Source organism: Kribbella sp. (assembly GCF_035687465.1).
GTDB lineage: Bacteria > Actinomycetota > Actinomycetes > Propionibacteriales > Kribbellaceae > Kribbella.
The window spans coordinates 1-24,124 of record NZ_DASRXP010000462.1 but is presented as its reverse complement, the minus strand read 5'-3'; the positions used below and the strand labels follow the sequence as shown (position 1 = coordinate 24,124).

General features: G+C 68.8%; 22 protein-coding genes and 1 pseudogene. 10 read left to right on the top strand and 13 right to left on the bottom strand.

From position 1 onward, the window contains the following. The 4 genes and pseudogenes from VFG33_RS24315 to VFG33_RS24300 all read left to right on the top strand — a co-directional run. A pseudogene (locus VFG33_RS24315) lies at nucleotides 1-208 on the top strand (MocR-like transcription factor YczR); the annotation flags it as partial. An 87-nt stretch (nucleotides 209-295) separates the two neighbouring features. Next, nucleotides 296-934 carry a peptide-methionine (S)-S-oxide reductase MsrA gene (gene msrA, locus VFG33_RS24310; RefSeq protein WP_325055254.1) on the top strand — a complete coding sequence of 213 codons (639 nt, stop codon included), beginning with the start codon at nucleotides 296-298 and terminating at the stop codon, nucleotides 932-934. Between the two features lie 96 nt (nucleotides 935-1,030). Further along, nucleotides 1,031-1,405: a YciI family protein gene (locus VFG33_RS24305; RefSeq protein WP_325055253.1), complete on the top strand. Its 375-nt coding sequence runs from the start codon at nucleotides 1,031-1,033 to the stop codon at nucleotides 1,403-1,405. Nucleotides 1,406-1,714: 309 nt separating this feature from the next. Next, on the top strand, nucleotides 1,715-2,539 hold the full coding sequence (locus VFG33_RS24300; protein WP_325055252.1) for a class I SAM-dependent methyltransferase: 825 nt from the start codon (nucleotides 1,715-1,717) through the stop codon (nucleotides 2,537-2,539). Between the two features lie 53 nt (nucleotides 2,540-2,592). Here the strand turns inward: VFG33_RS24300 and VFG33_RS24295 are convergent, their stop codons facing one another. The 6 genes from VFG33_RS24295 to VFG33_RS24270 form a co-directional block, all read right to left on the bottom strand. Continuing rightward, a complete protein-coding gene (locus tag VFG33_RS24295) occupies nucleotides 2,593-3,252 on the bottom strand; it encodes a GTP cyclohydrolase II RibA (RefSeq protein WP_325055251.1) in 660 nt (219 codons plus the stop codon). Nucleotides 3,253-3,274: 22 nt separating this feature from the next. Then, on the bottom strand, nucleotides 3,275-3,967 hold the full coding sequence (locus tag VFG33_RS24290) for a RibD family protein (RefSeq protein ID WP_325055250.1): 693 nt from the start codon (nucleotides 3,965-3,967) through the stop codon (nucleotides 3,275-3,277). After that, nucleotides 3,960-4,898, bottom strand: coding sequence for a lysylphosphatidylglycerol synthase transmembrane domain-containing protein (locus VFG33_RS24285; protein ID WP_325055255.1), 939 nt, complete (start codon nucleotides 4,896-4,898; stop codon nucleotides 3,960-3,962). Before VFG33_RS24285 ends, VFG33_RS24290 begins: the two co-directional genes overlap by 8 nt. Before the next feature lie 99 nt (nucleotides 4,899-4,997). Continuing rightward, nucleotides 4,998-6,032: a glycosyltransferase family 4 protein gene (locus VFG33_RS24280; RefSeq protein ID WP_325055249.1), complete on the bottom strand. Its 1,035-nt coding sequence runs from the start codon at nucleotides 6,030-6,032 to the stop codon at nucleotides 4,998-5,000. Continuing rightward, on the bottom strand, nucleotides 6,029-6,427 hold the full coding sequence (locus tag VFG33_RS24275) for a 6-pyruvoyl trahydropterin synthase family protein (RefSeq protein ID WP_325055248.1): 399 nt from the start codon (nucleotides 6,425-6,427) through the stop codon (nucleotides 6,029-6,031). The genes VFG33_RS24280 and VFG33_RS24275 overlap by 4 nt, the downstream gene beginning before the upstream one ends. A gap of 5 nt (nucleotides 6,428-6,432) precedes the next feature. Continuing rightward, nucleotides 6,433-7,413 carry a zinc-dependent alcohol dehydrogenase gene (locus VFG33_RS24270; RefSeq protein ID WP_325055247.1) on the bottom strand — a complete coding sequence of 327 codons (981 nt, stop codon included), beginning with the start codon at nucleotides 7,411-7,413 and terminating at the stop codon, nucleotides 6,433-6,435. Between the two features lie 102 nt (nucleotides 7,414-7,515). On the opposite strand from VFG33_RS24270, the gene VFG33_RS24265 reads away from it, so the two are divergent. Beyond that, nucleotides 7,516-9,795, top strand: coding sequence for a CDP-alcohol phosphatidyltransferase family protein (locus VFG33_RS24265; RefSeq protein WP_325055246.1), 2,280 nt, complete (start codon nucleotides 7,516-7,518; stop codon nucleotides 9,793-9,795). Between the two features lie 183 nt (nucleotides 9,796-9,978). Here the strand turns inward: VFG33_RS24265 and VFG33_RS24260 are convergent, their stop codons facing one another. From VFG33_RS24260 to VFG33_RS24250, 3 genes are all read right to left on the bottom strand, one after another. Then, nucleotides 9,979-10,740 carry a class I SAM-dependent methyltransferase gene (locus tag VFG33_RS24260; protein WP_325055245.1) on the bottom strand — a complete coding sequence of 254 codons (762 nt, stop codon included), beginning with the start codon at nucleotides 10,738-10,740 and terminating at the stop codon, nucleotides 9,979-9,981. A gap of 287 nt (nucleotides 10,741-11,027) precedes the next feature. After that, the gene (locus VFG33_RS24255) at nucleotides 11,028-11,540 is read right to left on the bottom strand and encodes a GNAT family N-acetyltransferase (RefSeq protein WP_325055244.1); all 513 of its coding nucleotides are present in this window, start codon (nucleotides 11,538-11,540) and stop codon (nucleotides 11,028-11,030) included. Between the two features lie 57 nt (nucleotides 11,541-11,597). Then, a complete protein-coding gene (locus VFG33_RS24250) occupies nucleotides 11,598-12,128 on the bottom strand; it encodes a DinB family protein (protein ID WP_325055243.1) in 531 nt (176 codons plus the stop codon). Between the two features lie 96 nt (nucleotides 12,129-12,224). Here VFG33_RS24250 and VFG33_RS24245 point away from each other — a divergent pair, with 96 nt between their 5' ends. Next, complete coding sequence (locus VFG33_RS24245; protein ID WP_325055242.1) at nucleotides 12,225-15,194, top strand: helix-turn-helix transcriptional regulator; 2,970 nt, start codon at nucleotides 12,225-12,227, stop codon at nucleotides 15,192-15,194. 17 nt (nucleotides 15,195-15,211) lie between these two features. Here VFG33_RS24245 and VFG33_RS24240 read toward each other — a convergent pair whose 3' ends face one another. Both VFG33_RS24240 and rox read right to left on the bottom strand, forming a co-directional pair. After that, nucleotides 15,212-15,526, bottom strand: a complete 315-nt coding sequence (locus tag VFG33_RS24240) for a hypothetical protein (RefSeq protein ID WP_325055241.1) — start codon at nucleotides 15,524-15,526, stop codon at nucleotides 15,212-15,214. 154 nt (nucleotides 15,527-15,680) lie between these two features. Beyond that, nucleotides 15,681-17,117 (bottom strand): rifampin monooxygenase, encoded by a 1,437-nt coding sequence (rox, locus tag VFG33_RS24235; protein ID WP_325055240.1) that lies wholly within the window; start codon nucleotides 17,115-17,117, stop codon nucleotides 15,681-15,683. 218 nt (nucleotides 17,118-17,335) lie between these two features. Here rox and VFG33_RS24230 point away from each other — a divergent pair, with 218 nt between their 5' ends. After that, a complete protein-coding gene (locus VFG33_RS24230; protein ID WP_325055239.1) occupies nucleotides 17,336-18,574 on the top strand; it encodes a VOC family protein in 1,239 nt (412 codons plus the stop codon). Nucleotides 18,575-18,648: 74 nt separating this feature from the next. Here the strand turns inward: VFG33_RS24230 and VFG33_RS24225 are convergent, their stop codons facing one another. Further along, a complete protein-coding gene (locus VFG33_RS24225) occupies nucleotides 18,649-19,110 on the bottom strand; it encodes a hypothetical protein (RefSeq protein WP_325055238.1) in 462 nt (153 codons plus the stop codon). Nucleotides 19,111-19,207: 97 nt separating this feature from the next. On the opposite strand from VFG33_RS24225, the gene VFG33_RS24220 reads away from it, so the two are divergent. Continuing rightward, on the top strand, nucleotides 19,208-19,630 hold the full coding sequence (locus VFG33_RS24220) for a hypothetical protein (protein ID WP_325055237.1): 423 nt from the start codon (nucleotides 19,208-19,210) through the stop codon (nucleotides 19,628-19,630). Beyond that, nucleotides 19,620-20,387, top strand: a complete 768-nt coding sequence (locus tag VFG33_RS24215; RefSeq protein ID WP_325055236.1) for a DUF899 family protein — start codon at nucleotides 19,620-19,622, stop codon at nucleotides 20,385-20,387. The genes VFG33_RS24220 and VFG33_RS24215 overlap by 11 nt, the downstream gene beginning before the upstream one ends. A 10-nt stretch (nucleotides 20,388-20,397) precedes the next feature. On the opposite strand, the gene VFG33_RS24210 is transcribed toward VFG33_RS24215, so the two are convergent. Further along, the gene (locus tag VFG33_RS24210) at nucleotides 20,398-23,406 is read right to left on the bottom strand and encodes a GAF domain-containing protein (protein ID WP_325055235.1); all 3,009 of its coding nucleotides are present in this window, start codon (nucleotides 23,404-23,406) and stop codon (nucleotides 20,398-20,400) included. A gap of 185 nt (nucleotides 23,407-23,591) precedes the next feature. Between VFG33_RS24210 and VFG33_RS24205 the strand changes: the two genes are divergently transcribed. Continuing rightward, nucleotides 23,592-24,124: endonuclease/exonuclease/phosphatase family protein (locus tag VFG33_RS24205; protein ID WP_325055234.1), on the top strand; the 533-nt coding region annotated here is incomplete at its 3' end.

The window sequence follows — 24,124 nt, the reverse complement described above, 5'->3', positions numbered from 1 at the left end:
GAGCCTGGTCGGGGTCGCCCAGCGTCATGGGGTGCTGCTCGTCGCCGGTTCGCGATTCTCCCCGGACGGGGGTCTGGAGAGCTTCATCCGCTTGCCGTACACCCTGGACCCGGACACGCTGCGCGACGCAGTACAGCGACTGGCCGATTCGTATGCGGGGCTGGCGGCGGGACCACCTCCCCGGCGTACCGGCGCCATGATCGCCTGACGTCGACGTCCCGTAATTACGGCCGGGAAGTTCCCCTGGGGGCGGGGCGTTGGGACACTGTGAGAGTCACTCTGCGAGAGGCGTGAGATGTCGTTCTTCAAGCGCAATACAGCCCTGGTCGAGCCCGAGGCCGCCCTGCCCGGCCGCGTCGAGCCCGGATACGCCGTACCGGCGGACAACATCGTGCTCGGTACGCCGCAGACCGCACCCGCTCCCCCCGGCTTCGAGGAAGTCTGGTTCGGCACCGGCTGCTTCTGGGGCACCGAGGAGATCTTCTGGCAGCAGCCGGGGGTCTACACCACGGCCGTCGGGTATGCGGGCGGTTACACCCCGAACCCGACGTACGACGAGGTCTGTACCGGGCGTACTGGTCACACGGAGGCGATCCGGGTGGTCTACGACCCGACCAAGACCACGTTCACCGACCTGCTGAAGGTGTTCTGGGAAACCCACGACCCGACCCAGGGAATGCGCCAGGGCAACGACCTCGGCTCGCAGTACCGGTCGGCCATCTACTACACCACCGACGAGCAGCGCGCGGAAGCCGAGCGCACGCGCGACCTGTACGCCCCGGTCATCAAGCCCCTCGGCTACGGCGACATCACCACCGAGATCGCCCCCCTCGGCGCGCACTACTACGCCGAGGGCTACCACCAGCAGTACCTCTACAAGAACCCCAACGGCTACCGCTGCCACAGCAAGACCGGCGTCCCATTCCCCGAGTGACCGAGCTGAACGGCTGAAATGTCGAGAGTCGCGGGTCGGCCCCGATGTAGCTTCGAGAGGGCCGACCAGCGGTTGCTCCGACGTTAGGGATCTCTGATGAAGTACGTCGTACTGATCCACTCCAACCCGCAGCCGTGGGGCCACCCGACCGGCGACACCGTGGCCGAGCACCGGGCCCTCCCCAAGGCCGAGCGGGACCGGCTGAACTCGGACTTCGAGAAGCTCTTGAGCGACCTCCGGGCCAACGGCGAACTCCTCGGCGGCGAGGCCCTGGGCGACCCGGCCACGTCCCGCCTCTACCGCTACTCCGGCCGCCCGGTCGTCACCGACGGCCCGTACTCGGAGTCGAAGGAACACCTGGCCGGTTTCTTCCTCATCGACGTCGACACCCCGGAACGCGCCGACGCCGTAGCCCAAACCTTCGCCGGCCCGGGCGAAACCATCGAACTCCGCCCGATCCACGTCTTCTGAAGTCCCTGGCCGGGCCAGTACGTCGTACTGGCCCGACGGTCAGGGCATCAGTTGGCCAGCGACTTCCACGCAGTCGTCGACGCTGGCCGCTTCTGTCGCCCACGCGGTATTGCTACCACCAGCAGTACCTCTACAAGAACCCCAACGGCTACCGCTGCCACAGCAGCGCCACTCGTGCAGTTCCCGACAGACAAGCAGTAGCTGTGAACATTGCTATCGTCCGGTTCAATTGAGGCGAGGTGATTGGCTCGTGCGGAGTCAGGCGTTGGCGATCCGGGCGCGCGCGCCGGGCGCGTGCGAGGAGGCGGTATGACGACCGGCCAGGCCCGGGCCAGCGCCGAGTGGCTCAGGTTGCGGGAGCTGGCCGACGCGGCAGCCCGGGCGCCCGAGCTCGTCGACGAGGTCCGGGGGTACCTGCCGACCGACGGCGGGACGGCCATTCACGACCTCGGTTGCGGCAGCGGGTCGATGGCCCGTTGGCTCGCCGTGCAGCTGACCGGACCCCAACACTGGGTCATGTATGACCGGGACGCCGAGCTGCTCACCCTCGCCGCTGCGGACCCGCCGGGCGATGCCTTCGACGGAGCCCCGGTGACCATCGAAACCCGTCAAGGCGACATCACCCGGCTGAAGCCCGAAGAGCTGGCGGGCGCAGCCCTCATCACTGCCTCTGCGCTGCTGGACATGATGACCGCGGAGGAGCTCGGCCGATTCGTCGCCACCTGTGCCGGCCCGGGCTGCCCCGTGTTGATCGCCCTCAGCGTCACCGGTCGCGTCGAACTCACACCGAGCGATCCGTTCGACCAACGCGTCACCGACGCGTTCAACGCCCACCAGCGACGTACAACCAGCGCCGGAAGGCTCCTCGGTCCCGACGCGGTCGGCACCGCGGTGGACGGCTTCACCCGGCTGGGCCTCGACGTGCTGGTCCGCCCAAGCCCGTGGCGGCTCGGCCCCGGTCAGGCCGCTCTGGCGGCCGAGTGGTTCACCGGCTGGCTAGCGGCGGCATGCGAGCAGCGACCGGAGCTGGGCGCCGAGGCCCCGTCGTACGCACGGCGACGCTTGGCCGAGGCAGCCACCGGCCGGCTGTCCGTCACTGTGGACCACCTGGATCTGCTGGCGCGGCCCAGCTGAGGGCCTGCGCGCTCGGTGAATCATCGTGGCGCCGGCAGCTACCAGTCCCTGACCTACGCCTCTGCGTCGAACCGCTCGCCGGACGGGAGGTCAAACGTGTGCGCGCCTCGTCGAGCCTTCGTGGCCAGGTAGCGGGCGTTGGTCGCGTTGAGGTGCATCCTGGTCGGCACCCGCTCCGCAACGGTCACTCCGAGCCGATCCAGCTGGGCAGCTTTATCGGGGTTGTTGCTCAGCAGTGCGACCCGGTCCACGCCCAGGGCACGAAGCATCTGGGCCGCGACCGTGTAGTCGCGCCCGTCCTCGGCGTAGCCCAGCGCCAGGTTGGCATCGTACGTGTCGAGGCCGCCGTCCTGTAGCGCGTACGCGTCAAGTTTCGCGTACAGACCGATGCCGCGGCCTTCCTGGCGCAGGTACAGCAGGAACCCGCCGACCTCCTCGATGCGCCGGACAGCCTCGAGCAGCTGCGGCCCGCAGTCGCACCGCTCGCTCCCGAGTACGTCGCCGGTGAAGCACTCGCTGTGGACCCGGACCAGCGGCGGTCCCCCCGTGTCCACGCAGACCGCCGCCGCCCGGTCGCCGAGGCCGAGAGCCAGATGCTCTCGCCCGTCAGCGAGTCCGTCGAAGGAGTAGACGCGTGCGGTCGTGCCGAACCCGTCCGCGAACCGCAGCGGCAGCATGATCTGGGTACGGATCGTCGCCGTGGGCAGGTGCATCGTGTTCTCCTTCAGTCCTGCTTCAGTCCTGGCAGAAGCGCTCCGAGAGCGCGTAGCGCAGGAGTACGACGTCGCCGATCCTGCGCACATCCGCCAACCGGGCGTGGCAGTCGGGGTTCCACGGGAAGCTTCCGTCGCCGACGAACCGCGGCGCCCGGGAGTCGCCGACGAAGAACGGCGCCACGACCAGGTGCAGCTCGTCCGCGAGGCCGGCGGTGAGGAACTGGGTGTGCACCGTCCCGCCTCCCTCGACCATCAGCCGACGTACGCCACGCACGTGCAGGTCCTCGCTCATCCGGCACATGTCGACCCGCCGACCGCCGTCGACGATCGTGGCCACCGCCCCGAGCCGGAAACGAGCCTCGGCGACGGCGTCGCCGGGGCAGTAGACGAGCTTCTCGGAGTCGCCGGTGACGAAGAAGTTGGCGCGTGGGTCCAGCCGGGCCCTGCTGGTGACGGTCACCTTGATCGGTGTCGGCGGCAGGCCCCGGGCGGCGCGCCCGGCGCGCCGGGCCGAGGCCCGCACCAACAGCCGGGGGTTGTCATTGCGGACCGTGGCGGCACCGACGAGGATCGCGTCGCTGTCCGCGCGGACGGCGTCGACCCGGTCGAGGTCGGCATCGTTGGACAGCAGCAGTCGTTCGTCGGTGGCAGTGTCGAGGTAGCCGTCGATCGATATGCCGCAGCTGAGCAGGGTGTAGGGGCGATCAGGCATCGACAACGCTCCCGACTCGCTCCGGCTGCGCCTCGGCCGGGCCGCGCGCACCGTCCCGGGGGCGCCGTCGCCCAGCCAGCACGACGACGGCTCCGGGCAGAGTGGCCACCAGCGCGAGTACGCCGTACACCACCGCCACGGTGACTCCCTGCGCCGCGCTCAGCCCGACCGAGCCGAACGCCCATGCGGCCGCGCCCTCGCGCGGGCCCCAGCCGGCGATGTTTGCCGGCACCGCCGAGGCCATCAGCACGACCAGTGCCAGTGGCAGCAGCCGACCCAGCGACACGTCTATCCCGGTCGCCCGCACCGCGACCAGGAACACGGTGGCGTGGCCGAGCACGGTGAGGACAGAGGCGAGCAGGATGCCCGGCCAGGCCCGCCGCGCGAGGACCGCGTCGCGGAGATCGGTAGTGACGGCGCGCGCGATCCGGGCCGGGAGGCGACGTGGGTTCAGGCGCAGAGATACGGCGACCAGCGCGACACCGGCGACGACCGCGACCGGACAGGCGACCAGGAGAAGAAGCGAGCCTGAGCGCAGGGGCAGCAGAAGCAACACCCCCAGTGTCAGCACCAGCTGTACCACCTGCCCCGACGCCCGCTCCCAAGCGACGGCCCGGAGGCTCAGGCCCAGGTGGCCGAGGTCGCGCCCGTGGCGCACGGCCCGGTGGACGTCGCCCACCACTCCGCCGGGCAGCGTGGCGTTGAGGAACTGGGACCGGTAGTACGCAGCCACCGCTGTCCTCAGCGGCATCCCGACGCCGAGCCCGCCCGCGACCAGCCTCCAGCGCCACGCACAGCACAACGTGGTCAGCGACGTGATCGCCAGGGCGGCGGCGAGCGCCCATCCGGTCGTCAGTCGGAGCCCGTCCACCAACGGGCCGGCGCCCACCCGCCACACGAGAACAGCGAGGATCGCGGCGCCGCCCGCCAGGCGGGCCCACCTCCAGATGCTTCGGCTGATGGCGGTTCCGATCTCGTAGTTGAGGCCTCTTACAGTGATACGGCCATGATCCGCCGCTGGTTCATCCGGTCACCCGGCGACTTCCGTCAGCACGGCCGACAGCTCCCGTGAGGTCTGCGACCAGTCCGACAGCGTCAGTCGCCGGGACCTGGCCGCGGCGCGGAGCAGCGTGCGCTCGCAGGGGTCCCCGAGCCACCGGGACAACGCCTGCGCGAGAGCCTGTGGGTCGCCCGGCCCGACCAGCAGGCCGGGCCGGCTGCCGTCGGCGGCGTGGCCGAGAGCCTCCGGCACCCCACCGACGTCCGTGGCCACGACCGGCAGCCCGCGGGCGAGCGCTTCAGTGACGACCATGCCGTAGGTCTCGGCGTACGAGGCCAGCACCAGCAAGTCCGCCTCCGCGTAGGCGCGCTCGAGTTCCGCGCCCGTGAGCGGGCCTGTGAAGCACACCCGGTCGCCGAGCCCCCTGTCCTCGGCCTGCCGGCGCAGCACGTCGACGAACTCCATGTCGCGGTCCAGTGAGCCGACGCATGCGCATCGCCAGGCCGGGTCGTCGATCGTGGCCAACGCATCGAGCAGCACGTCGTAGCCCTTGACCGGGGTGATGGCTCCGACGCAGAGCAGCCGCCCGCCGGATGGCGAAGGCGGTGCAACGTCGGCCACGTCGACGCCCGGCGGTACGACGTACACACGATCCTCGGGCAGCGCGTAGTGGTCGAGCAGCCACCGTCGGGTCCAGTCGCTCGTGGCCACGATCGCGGACGCCGCCGAGAGCGCGGCGACCTCGCGCGGCTCGTCCCGCGGCATGTGCAGGAGTACGACGAGCCGCAGTCGGTCGGCCTCCGGCTCCAGCACCTCCGGAGCCACGGACGCCAGCAGGCCGTCGACCAACACCTGCCCGCCGCCCGGCACCCGAGCCAGCGCCGCAGCCACGGCCGAGCGGGCCGCCGTGTCGGGCCGGGGCCACTGGCCCGCCACGGCGTGCTCGTGGACGGACCAGCCGAGCGCCACGAGCCCGCGACAGACCCGGCGGTCGTACACGTTGCCACCGCTCGGCCGACTCGGGTCGTCGATCCCGTCCGGGACCACGACGTGCACCGCTGTCACAACGGGCGCTCGTAGCCCGCCGACGCGATGGGCGACTCGCCCAGCGTCACCCCGATCCGGGCCAGCCCCCTCGCGGACTCCCCTAGCCCGCCGGCCGCGACACGGTCGGCGAGCCGGTCCGCGATCAGCTTGGCGAGGACCTCCGTGGTGGTGTTGCGGCCGGCCAGCTCGGGCACCTCGTCGAGGTTGCGGTAGTTGAGGTCCGCAAGAGCGCCGTGCAACTCCTCGGCGGCCCGACCGATGTCCACCACGATGTCGTCGGAGTCGAGCTCCTCCCGGGCGAAGGTCGCGTCCACGACGTACGTCGCTCCGTGCAGACGCTGCGCCGGCCCGAACACAACGCCACGGAGGCTGTGCGCGATCATCATCTGGTCGCGAACGGTGACACTGAACATAGGTCCTACCCTTCGTCGTAGGTCAGCGTGTGGCAGAGCGCGGGCAGCTGTCCGGAGGCCAGTCCGGCCATCACCTCGGGCAGCTCGTCGAAGCGGGATGCGCCGGTCAGCAGCGCGTCGAAGGCCGGGTCCCGGAGCAGGTCCAGCGCGAGCGCGCGCCGCTCGGCGGTGGTACGCCGTCCACGCCGGGCGGCCGCGACGAGGCCGACCTGGCTGGCCCGGATGCCCAGGCGGCGGGAGTGGAATGCGCCACCGAGGGACAGCTGGACCTGCCGGTCCCCGTACCAGCTGAGATCGACGACGGTGCCCTCCGCGGCGAGCAGGTTCAGGGAGAGCTGCAAACCGGTGGACGTCGCGCTGGCGTGCATCACCAGGTCTTGCCCGCCGGCCGCGTCCTCGGGCCGCGCGAAGTCGACGCCGAGGGCGGTCGCGGTGTCCGCGCGCGTATCGTCGACGTCCACTAGGGTCACTTTCGCTCCTGGCATGCCACCGACCAACCGGGCGACGCAGCACCCCACCATGCCGGCGCCGACGACCGTGATTCTGTCGCCGACCAGTGGCGCGGCGTCCCACAGTGCGTTGACCGCGGTCTCCACCGTCCCGGCGAGAACGGCCCGCTCCGGTGGGACCTCGTCAGGGACCACTGTCACGGCCTCGATGGGCACCACGTATGCCGTCTGGTGGGGGAAAAGACAGAAGACAGTGCGCCCGCGCAGCTCGTCCGGACCCCACTCGACGATGCCGACGTTCAAGTAGCCGTACTTCACCGGGCCGGGGAAGTCGCCCTCCTGGAACGGTGCCCGCATCACGTCGTACTGAGACTCCGGTACACCGCCGCGGAACACCAGCGTCTCGGTGCCCCGGCTCACCCCGGACCGCAGCGTGCGCACCAGCACTTCGCCCGGACCTGGCTCCGGTAGCCGGACCGGGCGGATCTCGCTCCGGCCGGGTTCGCGGATCCAGAACGCGCGTGCATCGGTCGGCACCGTAGCCTCTTCTCCCGCCCGGATGAACCGAAGCGTCGCTGTTCTCGTATGAACTCTCGTACCACTAGATACGGAGGCACTGTGCATCTGGTTCAGGGGCGAGTGCGCAGCCGTATCCTGACCGGCCCGCTGACCGGCTTCGCTTGCCTGCTTGTGCTCCTCGGTGTCCTCGCGGCGACCACCGGCCTCGATGCCGCCGGCTGGGCGACCGGCGTCGCCTGCGGAGCCGGTCTTGCTGCCCTGCTCGCCCGCGCGCTGGCGCGTTACCGTCGTGACGGGCTGCGGCCGGCGGACAGAGTGACACTGGCTCGCGCGGTCCTCGCCTGTGGGGTCGCGGCGCTCACGGCGGACTCGTTCGGTGGCCACGCACCGGTGGCGCCCCTCGTGGCGCTCTCGACGGTGGCACTGATCCTCGACGGAGTGGACGGTCAGATCGCTCGGCGTACCGGGACCGCTTCGGCGTTCGGGGCGCGCTTCGACATGGAGGTCGACGCGTTCCTCATTCTGGTCCTGAGCGTGTACGTCGCACCTACGACGGGCTGGTGGGTGCTCGCGATCGGTGCGGCCCGCTACGTGTTCGTGGCCGCCGGTTGGGCGCTGCCGTGGCTGCGCGGTTCGCTCCCGCCCCGCTACTGGGCCAAGGTGGTTGCCGCGATCGTGGGCATCGCGCTGACCCTCGCGGCAGCCGACATCCTGCCCGACGCCGTGACCACCGTGGTGCTGCTGATCGCGCTGGGACTGCTGGCCGAGTCGTTCGGCCGTCACATCTGGGGGCTGCGGCGCCTGGCCGGAATCCCGCCCGGCCCTCGTGCCACCGTGACGTCGGTGCTGGCAGTGCTCCTGATCTGGGCTGCTCTCCTCGTGCCGGACCACACCAGCAACCTATCGCCGGCCGCCTTCCTGCGGATCCCGGTCGAGGGCCTGGTGTTCGTCGTCCTCGTACTGATGCTGCCGCCGAGACTCGCACGGATCCTCGCAGTGGGCGGCGGTCTCCTCGTCGGGGTGCTCGCGATCGTGCGACTGCTCGACAGAGGCTTCTACCTCGCCTTCGACCGTCCCTTCCACCCCGTCTACGATTCGGGGTACGCCGGCTCCGCGCTAGGCCTGCTCGGCGACTCGATCGGCCGCGTAGGCGCCATCGCGGTCCTCATCGGAGCCGGGCTGCTCTGCGTGGCCCTGCTCGGCCTGCTGGCGCTGTCGGCCTTGCGACTGACCCGGCTCGTGGGGAGACACCGACGGCCGTCGATCCGGATCGTCGCCGTCCTGGCCGTGATCGCGCTGGTCCCCGCACTGATCGGCGCCCAGCCGGACCCGGACGGACACATCGCCTCGGCCGCCGCGGCGCGGCTCGCAACGCAGGTCCATGACGACCTCAACGACCAGCGGGACTTCGAACGGGCGCTCGAGCAGGATCCCTTCCGCAACACCCCAAGCAACGACTTGCTGACCCGCCTGCGGGGCAAGGATGTGCTACTGGTGTTCGTCGAGAGCTACGGACGCACCGCGCTCGACTACCCTGTGGTCCAGTCGGCGCTCGATGCGGGGGACAAGCGGCTGCAGCAGGCCGGCTTCTCCTCGCGCACCGGCTTCCTCACCTCGCCGACCTTCGGCGGCATCAGCTGGCTGGCACACTCCACCCTGCAGTCCGGGGTGTGGGTGAACAGCCAGCGGCGGTACGACCACCTCGTCACCCGCGATCGGCTCACCCTCACCGACGCGTTCGGTCGCGCGGGCTGGCGGACCGTCGCCGACGTACCGTCCAACGACGAGGACTGGTCGGTGGCGAAGGCGTACTACCACTACGAACAGGTCTACGACCGCCGGAACGTGGGGTACGCCGGGCCGTCGTTCAGCTACGCCTCGATGCCTGACCAGTACACCCTGGCCGCGCTCCAGCGCCTGGAGCTCGGGCAGCGGAACCGCGCTCCCGTCATGGCCGAGGTCGACCTGGTCTCCAGCCACACGCCCTGGACACCGCTCCCCCGGCTCGTCGACTGGAGCCAGGTCGGCGACGGCTCGGTCTTCGACCCGATGCCGGCCGAAGGCCACTCGCCGGACGACGTGTGGCCGGATCCGGACCGGGTGAAGGCCGCCTACGCACAGTCCGTCGCCTACTCGCTCGACGCCGTGACCTCGTTCGTACAGCAGGCCCACGACCCCAACCTGGTGCTCGTCGTCCTCGGCGACCACCAGCCGGCCAGCATCGTCTCCGGCGAGGGAGCGAGCCGCGACGTGCCGGTGAGTATCATCGCCGCCGACCCGGCCGTGACGGCTCGGGTGGCGGACTGGGGCTGGCGGGACGGGCTGCGGCCGGGCGACGGCGGACCGGTCTTGCCGATGGATGCCTTCCGGGACCGGTTCCTCACCGCCTACGGCCCCTAGCCCTCGCCCACTTCCCTACGTCGACGCGTTCGCCCCCGCACAAGGAGAAGCGACGCCGTAGCCCAAACCTTCGCCGGCCCCGGCGAAACCATCGAACTCCGCCCGATCCACGTCTTCTGAAAGTCCCTGGCCGGGTCAGTACGTGTACTGGCCCGACGGTCAGGGCATCAGTTGGGTGTCCAGCTAGTGGTGGCGTCGGGCGAGGTGGACATGGATCTCGGCGTTGAGTTCCACGGTTTCGGGGAGGACCTGGAGGGTTCGGCGGAAGATCTGGTCTCGATCGGCGGGCTCCAGCATCACGTAGGCCGAGACCGTCGAGAGTTGTCCGATGTAGTCGTGGGCGCTGATTGTCAGGCGCCGTTCGATCACCGACTGCCGGACATCGGTGAACCACTCGGACTGCTGGAGCTCTGTGCCGGGCCATTGCATCGGGCGATCCGCGGGTGTGCCGTCGGGCGACGGGACGCCGTCTTCCTCCAGGTACGGCGCACGTGCGGCGCGCGCGGCCTCCTTGAGGGCGGGGTCGGCCAGCTGGATCGGTACACCGAACGAGGCGAACACGCCACCCGGTCGGACGAGTGCGGCCATGCGGTCCCACCGGCCTTCAGGGTTGGTCCAATGAAGCGCGGCAGCCGAATACACCAGCTCGTACGACGAATCCGGCGGCAGGTCCTCGAATGCGGCTTGCACGGTTGTGACGTTGGCCGGCACGTGTTTGCGCATTTCGGCGAGCATGGCCGCGTCAGGCTCGGTCGCCGTGACCGCGATCCCTCCCTGCGCGAACAGGCGCGTCGCCTTGCCTGTCCCGGCGCCGATCTCGAGGGCGGTCCGGATCGGCCCACCGGCGTACGCCATCACCAGATCGAGGAGTTCCGCGGGGTACCCGGGCCGGAACCGTTCGTAAGCCTCCGCCACCGCCCCGAAGCTCAACGCGCGCGCAACCATGCCGGCATCCTGGCACCTTCCAAGCCCCAGCGCTTGGCATTTTCCCCGCCGAAGAGCGCGCCGGACCATCGTTACTCCGCTGCCGCCACCGTTGCCAGTGCCCGAACCGCGAGCGCGGTCGGTTCAATCGGCAGGATGACAGGGAGCTTCTATCGCCCCGTCGGTGGATGCTGGCGTGCCGACCGACAGGAAATGGTGGGGTCTGAGGCCTCAGAGTGGCTACTGCTAGGCGTGAGATACGCACAGCAGGCGCCCATTACCTGTCCGTCGGCACAAGCCCACGCAAATCAGCCGCATAGTGACTTGGTGAACATGAGGGTGGCGTCGTCGTCGTTTCGGACCAGTTCGCCGGGTGGGACCTGCTTGAGGTTGTAGAGGATGCCGCGGCCGTCGGGGATATAGCCGCGGCGTACGTACATCCGTTGGGCCGTGCCGTAGTCGGCGTACAGGCCAACGCCCAAACCGACCACGTCGGACCGCTCGGCGACCAGCGCCTCGGCGGCGTCCATCAAGCCGGTACCGATCCCCCGCCGGCGGAACCTCGGCAGCACGTTGAAGTCCTGGATCTCAGGGATCCCCTTGAACGGCTCGTACGGCGATTCCCACCACACCGTGACGTACCCGGCGTACTCCCCGTCGACCGTCGCCACCAGCACGCTGCGCAGCCCGGCCCGCTGATCCGCAACATACTTCTCGTACTGCGACACCGGCTTCTCCCAGCCGATCGCGGTCATCGCCCCCGAGATCACCTCGGGGTCATCGTCCCGCAGAGCCATGATCGCGTACCCCGAGCCGCCCACGAAATCCTCCCAGCACCGATATCCGACGTCCGTTGGCGAGTACATGATCCCCCGAGGTCAGCCCATGGTTTTCTGGCCGTCGATTGTTTCTCGGATGATGTCGGCGTGGCCGGCGTGCTGGGCGGTTTCGGCTGTTATGTGGAGGAAGACGCGCCGTACCGTCCAGAAGACGCCCGGCGGCTGCCAAGGTGCCGCAGGGAGCTCGTAGGTGGTGTCCAGATCGAGCGTGCGGACGAGGTCGTCAGTGGCGGCTGCGACCTTCTCGTACTCCGCCAGTACGCCGGCCAGCGTCTCGCCCTCGGCGAGGCGGAACTGGTTCTCCCATTGGGCGATGCGCTCCGGGGTGTACTCGGTCTCCTCGGGCGCATCCGTGCTGCCGCCCGTCTGGGCGAAGTCGGCCCAATTCTGCTCGACCGCGGTCACGTGCTTGATCAGGCCGCCGACCGTCAGCGCGCTGACCGTACTGCGGGTGTTCGCCTGCTCGTCGGTCAGGCCTTCCGCGGTGTGGCGCAGGAAGTAGCGGTGCTTGGTCAGAAAGTCGAGGATGTCGGCGCGCTCACCGGTCACGATCTGCTCGTTCGTTGTCATGTACTGAGCCTAAAAGCTATAGCGGCCAGTTTATTACCGCTATTACGAGCAGTTTGGACGGTATGCCGAACACGCCGGCGGGCGGACACTGAGTTCGTGGGGAGAGCCGCGGTAAGGCGGGACTCCCGGCTCGCCGGCCGGGTGGTCGAGCAGCAGCTTCTCGCGAGTGCTCTGAAGGGGACCGCGAGCGGACGCCCGTGTGCGGTGGTGGTGCACGGGGAGGCCGGCGTGGGCAAGACCCGGCTGATTCGTGAGGTGTGTGAAGGTCTGGGCGACGACACCGAAGTGCTGTGGGGTACCTGTGTGCACTTCGGCGAGGCCTCGGTCCCGTTCGCGCCGGTGATCGGTGCGCTGCAGGCGTGGCTGGCGCGTGCTGACGCGGAGACCCGAGCGGAGGTGTTGGCCGGGGCCGGTGACCTCGGTGTGTTGCTTCCGGCTCTGGGGCGCGGTGACGCCCGGAAGGGACTGCGTGGGCGGCTACTGCCCTCGATCGACATGGTCGTCAACCGTCTCGCCGACCTGGGTCGGACCGTCGTTGTGATCGACGACCTGCAGTGGGCGGACAGTACGTCGCTGGACGTGCTCGCCTACCTGATCGCCGGGTTCCGCGAGCAGCGTCTGGCGGTGCTCGCAACATGTCGCGACGAGCACCGCGGTGAAGGTCATCCGCTGCACGGCTGGCTCGCGGACATGCGGCGGATGCCGCTGTTCAGCGAAGTTCACCTCGACCGGCTCGGCCTCGTGGGGACGGAGGCCCAGCTCGAAGGCCTGTTGGGGCGCATGGTGGACGTCGGGTTCGCGTCCCAGGTGCACGAACGCTCCGGCGGGAATCCTTATCTCACCGAGCTCATGGTCCGCGGCCTGTCGGAGACGGAAGCAGACCTGCCGGCGACTGCACCGGCCGCGCTCCGCGACGCGCTGCTGGCGAGCTGGCACCGGCTGTCCCCCGCGGCCCGCCAGGCCACCCGCGTGCTCGCCGTCAGCGGCCGTCCGACCGAGCTCGCGGTGCTGACTGAGGTGGCGGCAGACAACGGCGTCGCGCCCGCCATGCTCCCCGCCTGCCTCACCGAGGCCAAGGACCAAGGCGTGCTGCGGCCCGATGACCAGGGACGGCAATGGTTCCGGCATCCGTTGCTGGCTGAGGTCCTGTACGACGCCATGCCACCGGGCGAAGCTGCCCGGGTCCACGCGACTTATATCCGTGGGCTTGAGTCCCTGCCCGACGATCTGCGGGGGAACGTAGCGGCAGACCTCGCGGTTCACCATGAGCGGGCTGGGCAGATCGACGAGAGCTTCCAGTGGTCACTCATAGCGGCGGACCATGCTGCGGGCCTGCATGCCTCTGCCGAGGAGGCCATCAGCCTCAAACGGGCTTGTTCATTGTGGAACGCGGTCCCCCAAGCGGTTCGGGGCACACCTGCCGAGCACGTCGACCTGCTGTACCGAACTAGTCTGACCTGCAACAACGCCGGCCAACTCGAAGCGGCCATTGCCCACGCGGTACTAGCCCTCGACCGGGTGGATCGCGCTCGGGAGCCGCTCTTGGCCAGCACACTCCTTCGTTCGTTGGCTGAGTACACGTTCCAGCGCCCGACCTCAGGCACCGCAATCGTCCAAGAGGTTCTCGAGGCAGTCGAGTTGACAGAACCGTTTCCCGACAGCCCGCAGCGCGCCAGCGCGCTGGCCACCCTTGCTGAGGCCGAACTGCGGGACCACGTCATCTCGGAGGCCGCGGCACACGCTGAGGAAGCCGCGCACGTAGCCCACAGGTCTGGTTCACAACAGGCGCTGGCGGACGCGCTCAATGTCCGGGGGCATATCCACCTCCTGTTGGACGATGTGGAGTCCGCACTGGCGGATTCGACAGAGGCCGGTCGCCTTGCACGGCTGTGCGACGACAGCCCGGGCTGCGTGGAAGCCGCACACTTCCGCGTGATCGACCTGCTGAAGCTAGGACTGGTCAGCGAGGCGACCGAGGCCGCCCTGACAGCATTCGAGGAGACACGCCAAATGGGAAACGTGGTGTGGTGCTACATGCTCGCCGCCCAAGCCGCTGAAGGGATGCTGTACTCGGGGCGATGGGAGGACTGTCGCAGTCTGCTGCGGGACGCGTTGTCCGCGCGATGCGAATCCATTCCAGGCGCCGAGGTTCGGCTGGTCGCGGCGAAGTTTGCCGTCCGGTCTGGAAGTCTGGCGGCAGCGAGGCAGCACCTGGATCGGGCACTGGAGCTGATTCCAGGCGAGTTCCCGGGCCAGCGCGAGGAGCTGGCGCTGGCCGGAGCGGAGGTCTTCGTGGCGACCGGTGAACCGCTCGAGGCGCTCGAGTGGGTTCGGACCCGGATGGCTCCGGAAGGCGTGCCCGGCGACTACAAGGACCAACTCCTCGTGGCTTTCGCCAACGCTGCGGCCGACCTCGCGGTGGCAAGCCGAGATGCCGGTGACACCGACACCGCGATCCGGGCGTTGGCCGCGCTGGACGAAGTACTCGGACAATGGCCGGAGAAGGCCGTCACGGCAGGAGCCGGCGACCGGGTGATGCTCGCGGCGCTCTTCGCCGCCGAGGTCGCCCGTTGCCGAGGGCAATCAGATGAGGCGATGCGGTGGGAGCAGGCGATCGAGAAATGCCGCGAAGCTGGTGCACCATGGCATGCCGCTGTTTCGCGCCTGCGCTGTGCCAACGCTCGGATCGCCGCCGGGTCGACAGGCTCCGACGTGAGCGAGCTGTTGCGGCAGGCCCACGGGACTGCTGTTGAGCTCGGGGCCAGACCGTTGCAGAGGGAGGTCGAGTCGCTCGCCCGGATGGTGCGCCTCACGCTTCGCGTACCGACCCCGATCGCGGACCCGCCTCGAAGACCAGCCGCGCTCGCCGGCCTCACCACGCGCGAGCGAGAGATCCTGGCCTTCCTGGTGGCCGGACGCTCCAACGGCGAGATCGCCAAGGATCTCGTGATCAGCGACAAGACCGTCAGCGTGCATGTCTCCAGCATCCTCCGAAAGACCGGCACCGCGACCCGGGTGGAAGCGGCAGCACTCGCCAAGCGCTTGGCCGCCCACCCTGACAGCTGACGACCGGCCAGCAGCGCTCAGACAGCTGACAGGTGGCGACGCCGGTACAGCCACAGTCCACCAAACGCGAGGCCGGCACCACCAAGTGCGGAGGCGCCCATCCGCAGAGCCTCGGCCCCTTCGCCGTCCGACGGACTCTGGATAGGCGCCGCCTCGAACGGGCCCACTTCTGGAACCAGCTCGCACACCGGGTGGTACGGGTAGTTGCATTGCGGGGTCGTGTACCTGTCCGCCGGGTCTGGTTCCAGTCGTGCCGACGCTTCTGTCGCCGTGAGCGCGGCCGCGCTCAACGCAAGTGCGGATACTCCGATGGCCGAATACCTTCGGTTCATGATTGCTCCCCTTGAGGACCGGCGGCGAGGATCGCCGCTCCCCTCCACCGTCGGCGCGCAGGCTGCGCCGCCACATCATGGTCACCCCCTCAGATCGTCGGCCCGACCCACTCAGATTTCGTGCGTGTTCGGAACTTAGAACCACACTGCGTGCTCAGTTGACGGCGGCGCCGAACCACTTGGGTAGGTGGGTGAGGAGGTCTTGCTGGTTTTCGCCGACCCACGCCACGTGACCGTCGGGGCGTAGCAGGGCTGCGGGCACGGTCAGTTCGTCGCTGGTGTCGACGACGTGGTCGATGCGGTCTTCCCAGCCCGCTACCGAGAGACCGCCGGTCTGGTCGAGCAGGAGTCCGCGCCCAGCGCGCATCAGCCCGTAGAGGTGCCCCTGCTTCAGCTCCACATCCCGCAGACGCCGGCCGAGCAGTTCATCGCCTTCGCCGAAGTCGTAGCGGATCCCGATCGACATGATCATCTCGATCAGGTACTTGTTCACGTCAGGGAAGTCCATCAGTCTCGACATGAGCCGGCGCACCGCCTGCGAATTAGGGTCTGTCGCGATCAGCACCCCCTGCGCACGGGTGTTGTCCAGGACCTCGGCGGCGACCGGGTGCCGTTCGGTGTGGTAGCTGTCCAGCAGCCCCTCCGGCGCCCAGCCGTTGATCTCGGCAGCCAGTTTCCAGCCGAGGTTGAACGCGTCCTGGATGCCGAGGTTGAGCCCCTGTCCGCCGAGCGGCGGGTGGACGTGAGCCGCGTCGCCGGCCAGCAGCACCCGGCCGCTCCGGTAGCGCTCGGCCAGCCGGGTGGAGTCACCGAAGCGCGAGAGCCAGCGCGGTGAGTGCGCACCGAGGTCGGTACCGGCAGTCACCTGCAACTGCTGCTTGAACTCCTCGAAGGTCGGTGGGACCCGGGGGTCCTCGGCCACCCCGGCCGCCGGTACGACGACGCGATACACCCCGTCGCCGACTGGCCCGGCGCCGAACCGCAGCTGGGTCTTGCGGACCTCGACATTCACCTCGGTGATGGTCTCCAGGGACGCGGTCAGCATCATCTCGCCCAGCAGCGTCTCGACCAAGGCGGACTCACCGGGGAACGCGACGCCGAGAAGCTTGCGCACCGTACTGCGCCCGCCGTCGCAGCCGATCAGGTAGCGGGACCGCAGCTCCGTGCCGTCGGCCAGCTCAACCGTCACCTCGTCCTCATCCTGGCTCAGCCCGACCAGTTCGGAGCCGCGCCGGATCTCGGCGCCGACCTCGGCGGCGTGCTCGGCCAGCAGCCGGTCGGTGACAGGCTGTGGGAGGCCGAGGGTGTACGCATGGGCCGTCTCCAGCCGCTCGGGCGACTGCTTGGTGATGCCGGCGAAGAAGCCGTACCGACCACCGATCGGGTACTGCGTGCCGACCGCGAGGAACCGCTCCAGCAGACCCCGCTGATCCATCACCTCGATGCTGCGCGCGTGCATCCCGAGCGAGCGGACGATTTCGGTCGGCTCCGTGTCCTTCTCCAGTACGAGCACCTGTACGCCGTGCAGCCGCAACTCACCGGCCAGCATCAAGCCGGTCGGTCCACCGCCGGCAATGATCACGTCAATCATGAAATCCCCCAAGTTTCAGCAAGGTTGCCGTCTCCCTGAATTTCCGCAGGTTCTTGCTACGGCTAGCGATTCTGCGGCACCACCCCGGTCTTGCGGCAAGCCCCCCGCTGCGCTATACCTTGGGTGTGGCAAGGAGTTCAGACTCCTTGCCTTTCCTTTTGCCATTCGCCCTAGGTTCCGGACGGGGATTGTCCGGATACCGTCCTATTCTGAGGCCCATGGCCAAGACGAAGTTGGGCGAGTTCGAGCGGGCGGGTGGGGTTGAGGACTGGCGGGTGCTCGAGGTAGGGGCGAGTGCTTGGTTTGACGCGCCGTCGCAGACCGTGGGTGCGGAGTTGGTCGGCCGCATCGCCGAAGTGACGGACGCCCTGCCCGATGTGGATCTGCGCGCCGGTGGGGTACGTGTACGGATCGGCGTGACAGGGCTCACCCGGGACGACGTGGTCCTTGCCCGCGCGGTCTCCGCGACGGCCAAGGAGCTAGGCCTGGTTGCGGATCCGGCAGCACTGCAGACTGTTCAGCTGGTGATTGATGCCGTTGACAAGCATTCGGTGATGTCGTTCTGGCGGACTGCGCTCGCCTATGAGCCGCTTGGTGACGACTGCCTCGCGGATCCGTTACGACGGGATCCGGTGATCTCGTTCCAGCGCCAGGATCAGCCACAGCCGCTGCGCAATCGGATCCACGTCGACATTGTTCGGGCACCCGCGGCTGTGGAGGCAGTGAGGGCGGTTGCCGGGCATGAGCCGTACGGCGCATACCAGCTCACGCTCGCCGACGCCGACGGAAACGAGATCGACCTGGTGCCGGGCGCTGTTCTCTCAGAAGGGCCGGAGACCGCCGACTGGGGCACGCTGTTCGGCGCGATGACCTTCTACCCAACCGCCTCGCCCGTACAGGCAGTCGAACTGGCCAAAGACGTTGCCGGTTTGTCTGACGCCGCGGATGTGCCTCTGCTGGTGGACCTGCGGCCGGACGGCGTCACGATCGACAGCGGCAAGGACCAGTGGGAGGACGACGTACTCGGCGCCGGGCGGTTCGCGGATCTCGCCAGCCGGATCCAGACCACAGCGCACGAACTGGGGCTCTCCGCGGACAAGACGCGCCCGCGCTTCGTACAACTCGGCATGGACGCAGTCGATATCCCTGCTGTGCAAGCGTTCTGGATGACGGTGCTCGGCTACCAGCACGATGGACGGCCGTTCTTGAGCGATATCTACGATCCGCGTCGACTCAATCCAGTCATCTTCTTCCAGAAGCTGGACGCAGCGGACGAAGACCGACGCCGGCAGCGCAACCGGATCCACCTCGACCTCTATGTCCCGTACGACCAGGCCCAGGCCCGCATCGAAACGGCCATCTCCGCCGGCGGCCGAATCCTCACCGGCAAGACTCCGGGCCGTTGCACCATCGCCGACCCCGAAGGCAACGAGCTGGACATCGTCACGCACTCATAAATCCTCACAGGAACCCCAAACGCCCTGCACGACCGCGTCGGGGTTCCTGCGAGATTCAGCAGGGTCGGAGAACCCTACTGAACTTGGAGGGTGGGGCTGTGCTTCTCCACAGTCTTGCCGTCGATGACGGTGCCGACGGAGGCGAAGGCCCCGCGTACGCGCGTGAGAACACAGGACATGCGATCAGTGCCCCGGGTGGAAAAGGGAGTGATGACGAAGTCGTCATAGGCACCGGCGGGACAGACCTTCTTGACGCCGGCCTTGATGTAGTCGATGTAGGTCATGTCCGGGTACCACGGGTCGGAGTCGGTGTTGCCGAAGTTGACCGTGAACCAGATGTACCGGTAGTCCGCCCACGCGCAGGTCTGCCAGTAGTGCTCGGAAGTCACGAAGTGGTATTCGCTGCACGTGCTTCCCGCCCCACCCGGCGGGACCACAACCGCGGCCGATGCCGCCTGGGAAGAACCGATCATTCCCCCGATCATGACCAGCAGCGCTGCGACCGCGGACACGACTGTGCGCAACTTGCGTTTCATTCCATCTCCTTTGGGCTGAGGACTCCCGCAAGTAAAGGGGCGGGCTGTTACCCAGCGCTTACCACGCGCGATGTCAGCCGCTGCTTATGCTGCAGCGGTGACCCGCCTCTACCACGTGAGCTCTTCCCGCAATCGCGGCTCGATCGAGGCGCACGGCCTCGATTGGTCGTTCATGACGACCGCGGCCGGCATCGCAGGAAGTCCTAAGCCGGAGGTCGACGGCGTTTTCGTCTGCCTGGACAGGTCGACGGTGGACTTCTTCGTCCGGGCGAACAACACCGGTGGACCGGTCGACGTGTGGGCGATCGACGATGTCGACCAGTCCGACCTCGTCGAAACCGCCAGCGGCTTCAGCTACCTACCTGCCTGCATCGGCCCCGAACACCTGACACTCATCGACCAGGACCTGCAACCGATCAGCCAAGACGACGATGACGCGAGGTCGAGTACGCCGAACCGGCTCCGACGTCCCGGTCACGACGGAGAACAAGCAATGACGGGAGACAGTCATGACGGATGAAACAGCAAACCCCGGCGGTCCGGTAGGCGACGCTCCCGAGGTACTGAGCCTGCCCGCGGCGGTCGACCGGGCCACTTTCGAGGCCGAGCTGGACAGGCTGCGGGTTCGGGAGAAGGCGCACACCCGGGCAGGCGACGCGATCGCCGCGGCCCGACGGCGCTTGCCGATGGTTGAGGTTGACGCCAACAGCGAGCTGATCGGGCCTGACGGGCCGCTCACCTTGCTCGACGCGTGCGAAGGACGCCGCCAGCTCATCGCCTACTACTTCATGTGGCATCCAGGTCATCCCGCGGCCGAACAGTGCCAAGGCTGCACATGGTGCACGACCCAGGTCGCGGAGCTGTCCTACCTCCATTCCCGCGACATCAGCTACGCGGTCCTCAGCCAGGGTCCGTACGACGAAAGCGTCCGCTACCGCGATTTCATGGGCTGGGAGATGCCGTGGTACTCAGCACAGCCCTCCCTCAATGAGCTCCTTGCCGGGCGGGAAATCGGCACGATGCGCCTCGTGTGCTACGTCCGGGACGGCGACCGCGTCTTCGAGACCTACTGGACGTGGTTCCGCGGCGTCGAGGCGATGGACTACAGCTATGCGCTGATGGATCTGACCGTGTATGGACGCCAGGAGCAGTGGGAGGACTCCCCCTCCGGCTGGCCCCAACAATGGCAACCCGAGGCCCCCAAACGCATCAACGGACGCCCCATCGCCCAATGGTCCCGCCTCAAAGCCGGCCGCTCCGACGACCTCACCCCGTAGTACAGCGGGGTCAGGGGCGTTCGGCGGGGAGTTGGACGTGGAGGGTTGTGCCGGCGGTGGTGGGGCTGGTGATGGTGATTTTGCCGCCCAGGGCTTCGACTCGGTCGGTGAGGCCGGTCAGGCCGGAGCCTCGGGTCGGGTCGGCTCCGCCTTGGCCGTCGTCCTGGATCTTCAGCTCGAGGATGCCGTCGCGGGACTCGACCTGGATCTCCGCGACCGAGGCCTGGGCGTGCTTGGCCGTATTCGCGAGTGCCTCGGAGATGACGTAGTACGCCGCCACCTCGACGCGCTCGGCGAACCGGCCGTCGACGCTCACGTCCAGCTCCACCGGGACGACCGAGCGCCGGGCGAGGGCGCGGAGGGCTGGACCGAGACCGCCCTCCGAGAGGATCGCGGGGTGGATGCCGCGGGAGAGTTCCCGCAGATCGTCGAGTACGCCGGTCAGTCCTTCGCCGATCTCGGACAGCTCCGCGCGCAGGTTGGCATGCTCGGGCGGCATCACCGTCTCGGTGCCCCGTAGCTCGAGCATCAGCGACACCAGGCGCTGTTGAACCCCGTCGTGCAGGTCGCGTTCGAAGCGCCGGCGGGTCTGATCGGTGGCTTCGACGATCCGCGTCCGGGACGCGGCGAGATCGGCGCGCGCCTCGAGGTTCGAGATGGACGTGGCCACCAGATCGGTGAACTCCCCGATCCGCGTCTCGGTCTCCGGCGACAGCGGCTCAGGTTGCATCGACATGGCGATCACCAGGCCCCAGAGCCGGCCCTGGACCACGACCGGACAGCCGACCGCGGAGCGAACGCCCATCTCACGGGCGGCCTCCGCAGCCTCGCCGGTGCCGTTCGACGAGTACTCGAACCGCGCCGGCTGCCCGGTCCGGAAGACCTGCCCGGTGATGTTCTCCCCCTCGACGGAGAGCTTGTCGCGCCGGGCAGCGCGAAGCTCGCGTTCGCTCCACTCCGCCACCAGGATCGCGCTGTCGGGTTCGTAGCGAAGGATTCCGGTGGCATCGACGCGCAGCAACTTGCCGACCTCCTCGGCGACCTTGGCGAAGACCTCCTCGGCCGGACGCTCCTCCGCCACCAGCGTCGCCACCCGCCGCAGCGCGGCCTGCCCGTCCGCGAGCCGCTTCACCTCGGCCCTGGCTTCGGAGTTCGCGATCGCTGTTGCCACCAGTGCGGTGAATTCGCCGATCTGGGACTCGGTGTCCGACGGAAACGGCGCCTCCCGCTGCGACGACGCGGCGATCACACCCCAGAGGCGGCCCTGGACCACGATCGGGCAGCCCACCGACGACCGGATCCCCAGCTCCTGGGCCTCTTGCGCGATCGGGCCGGAGGCGCTGGCGAAGCTGTCCACCCGCATCGGGCGGCCGGTCTGGTGCACCAGCGCCGCGATACTCAACCCCTCCAGGGCGAACCTGGTGCCGAGGGCCAACTGGTGATCGCTGTCCTTGCTCCAGACCCCAACGCCGGTCACCGTGCCGTTCGACTCGTACCGCTCCAGCCGGGCCAGGTCCGCGTCGCAGAGCAGCCCGACCTCGCGGATGACGCTCTCGAAGATCTGGGCCCGAGGCACCCCGAGGGCCACCAGCGTCGCCACCCGCCGCAGAGCGGCCTGCTCATCCGCGAGCCTGGCCATCCTGCTCCGCGCGTCGGTGTTGCCGATCGAGGTGGCGACCAGGTCGGTGAAGGCGGCGATCCTCGACTCCGTGTCCGCCGGGAGCGGCTGGTCGGAGTCGGAGGACGCGACCACCACGCCCCAGAGCTGCCCGCCGAGGCTGATCGGTGCGCCGACCGAGGATCGGATCCCGAGCGCCTGAACATAGGCGGCGACCTCACCGGAGGCACGGTCGTAGTTGTCGAGTCGGGTAGCGGTTCCAGTACTGAAGACCAGTCCCGAGACGGTGGTGTCGTCGGGAGCGGCTCGGGTCCCGGCCGGAATCGGAATGCCCCCGGCGGTCCAGCTGCCGACGGTGCTCGCAGTACCGTCGCGCTCGTAGCGTGACACGTTCGCCACACTGACCCGCAGGAGCTGTCCGATCTCACGGGCCACCGCGACGAAGACCTCGTACGGCGGAACGCCCTCCGCCACGAGTGTGGCCACGCGGCGTAGCGCGGCCTGCTCCTCCACGAGCCGTTCGACCTCCCGTCGCGCTTCCGTGTTCGCGATCGCCGTCGCCACCAGCTCGGTGAAGTCGGTCAGGCGCCGTTCTGTGCCGGCCGGGAGCGTCTCACTGGCCGACCAGGCGGCCATCACTCCCCAGATGCGGCCCTCGACGAGGATCGGAGCGCCGACCACGGACTTGACTTTCAGCCCTCCGGCGAAGGCCGGCCGCTGCTCGAGCTCGTCGTAGTCGTCGATCCGGGCGACGCGGCCGGTACGGAGTACGTCGGCAGACACGCTCCTGCCCTCGAGCCTGGCGCGATCAAAGGAAGCCGGGTCGTAGCCGGGTTTACTCCATTCGGCCACCAGCACGATCTCTTCTTCGCCGTTGTAGCGCGCGATGCGGATCGCCTCGACAGCGAGCAGCGTGCCGGCCTCCTCGGCCACCGTCGCCAGCAATTGGTCCGACGGCAGGCCCTGCGCGACCCGCGTCGCCACCCGGCGCAAGGCGGCCTGCTCCTCCGCGATCCTGGCTCGCGCCTCCTCGGAGACCCGGGCATGACGGGTAGCGGCCGCCGCCAGCCCGCCGATCAGTACCCCGACCGCGAGGTAGACGAGCAGATCCACCAGGTTCGCGGTGTCGGGGAACTCCAGCGGATGGACCGGAGCCAGGTGGAACCAGTCATAGGCAAGCACCCCCGCCATCGCGATCGGAACGGCGTACGCGATGCCACCCCGGCGAGCCAGCGCGACCACGGCGGCGACCAGCAGCACGCCCAGCAGCACGAGCGGAACATCGGACTCGATGCCCGCGACAACCACGGCCACCAGGACGAACGTTCCGGCGCCCGCCAGGGCGGCCAGCGCGATCTCGGCGCCTGGAGGGACCCGTCGCGCGCGCGGCGCGGTGCTCATCTGACGAGGCTAGCCAAAGATCGTGCGAAGTACTACGAAAGACGGCCGGGCCGAAAGCTGGAGCATCCCTGAGCTATCGGCCCGCGGAGCACAGCGGCCGGGTGCCGGAGAGTTCATCTGGCGTTCAAGTCCGGCGGGTGGGTTGGCGTTAGCGTTTGGGGCAGTCCGCCGATCTGAGGAGCAGCATGCGTACGACGCGAGGCCTGGCGATCGCCCTTGTTTCCGCACTCGCCCTGGGCGGTGCCGTCCTCGGGGCCAACGCCGCCGGCGCGGCGCCGAGCAGCCCGGCCGCGCCGAAGGTCGACTTCGGCTGGGCAGGGTCACTGCGGGTAGCGACCTTCAATGCCAGCCTGAACCGGAACGCCGCGGGCCAGTTGGTGACCGACCTGAGCACCGGGAGTAACGCCCAGGCCGGGGCGGTGGCCGAGGTGATCCAGCGCGTTCGGCCCGACATCCTGCTGATCAACGAGTTCGACTACGTCTCGCAGCGGCGTGCGGTCGACCTCTTCCGGGACAACTACCTGGAAGTCGGGCACAACGGTGCGGCGCCGATCAGGTACCCGTACGCGTACGTCGCGCCGTCGAACACCGGGATCCCGAGCGGCTTCGACCTCAACAACGACGGCCAGGTCGGCGGCGGTGACGACGCGTTCGGCTTCGGACTGTTCGAGGGTCAGTACGGCATGGTCGTCTACTCCCGCTACCCGATCGACACGAA

What these genes read in the sequence shown, in the direction of transcription:
- VFG33_RS24275 (WP_325055248.1), bottom strand. Translation starts at nt 6,427, where the DNA reads ATGTTCAGTGTCACCGTTCGCGACCAGATGATGATCGCGCACAGCCTC.
- VFG33_RS24225 (WP_325055238.1), bottom strand. Translation starts at nt 19,110, where the DNA reads ATGAAACGCAAGTTGCGCACAGTCGTGTCCGCGGTCGCAGCGCTGCTG.
- VFG33_RS24290 (WP_325055250.1), bottom strand. Translation starts at nt 3,967, where the DNA reads ATGCCTGATCGCCCCTACACCCTGCTCAGCTGCGGCATATCGATCGAC.
- VFG33_RS24300 (WP_325055252.1), top strand. Translation starts at nt 1,715, where the DNA reads ATGACGACCGGCCAGGCCCGGGCCAGCGCCGAGTGGCTCAGGTTGCGG.
- VFG33_RS24240 (WP_325055241.1), bottom strand. Translation starts at nt 15,526, where the DNA reads ATGAACCGAAGGTATTCGGCCATCGGAGTATCCGCACTTGCGTTGAGC.
- VFG33_RS24215 (WP_325055236.1), top strand. Translation starts at nt 19,620, where the DNA reads ATGACGGATGAAACAGCAAACCCCGGCGGTCCGGTAGGCGACGCTCCC.
- VFG33_RS24210 (WP_325055235.1), bottom strand. Translation starts at nt 23,406, where the DNA reads ATGAGCACCGCGCCGCGCGCGCGACGGGTCCCTCCAGGCGCCGAGATC.
- VFG33_RS24230 (WP_325055239.1), top strand. Translation starts at nt 17,336, where the DNA reads ATGGCCAAGACGAAGTTGGGCGAGTTCGAGCGGGCGGGTGGGGTTGAG.
- VFG33_RS24305 (WP_325055253.1), top strand. Translation starts at nt 1,031, where the DNA reads ATGAAGTACGTCGTACTGATCCACTCCAACCCGCAGCCGTGGGGCCAC.
- msrA (WP_325055254.1), top strand. Translation starts at nt 296, where the DNA reads ATGTCGTTCTTCAAGCGCAATACAGCCCTGGTCGAGCCCGAGGCCGCC.
- rox (WP_325055240.1), bottom strand. Translation starts at nt 17,117, where the DNA reads ATGATTGACGTGATCATTGCCGGCGGTGGACCGACCGGCTTGATGCTG.
- VFG33_RS24295 (WP_325055251.1), bottom strand. Translation starts at nt 3,252, where the DNA reads ATGCACCTGCCCACGGCGACGATCCGTACCCAGATCATGCTGCCGCTG.
- VFG33_RS24260 (WP_325055245.1), bottom strand. Translation starts at nt 10,740, where the DNA reads ATGGTTGCGCGCGCGTTGAGCTTCGGGGCGGTGGCGGAGGCTTACGAA.
- VFG33_RS24250 (WP_325055243.1), bottom strand. Translation starts at nt 12,128, where the DNA reads ATGACAACGAACGAGCAGATCGTGACCGGTGAGCGCGCCGACATCCTC.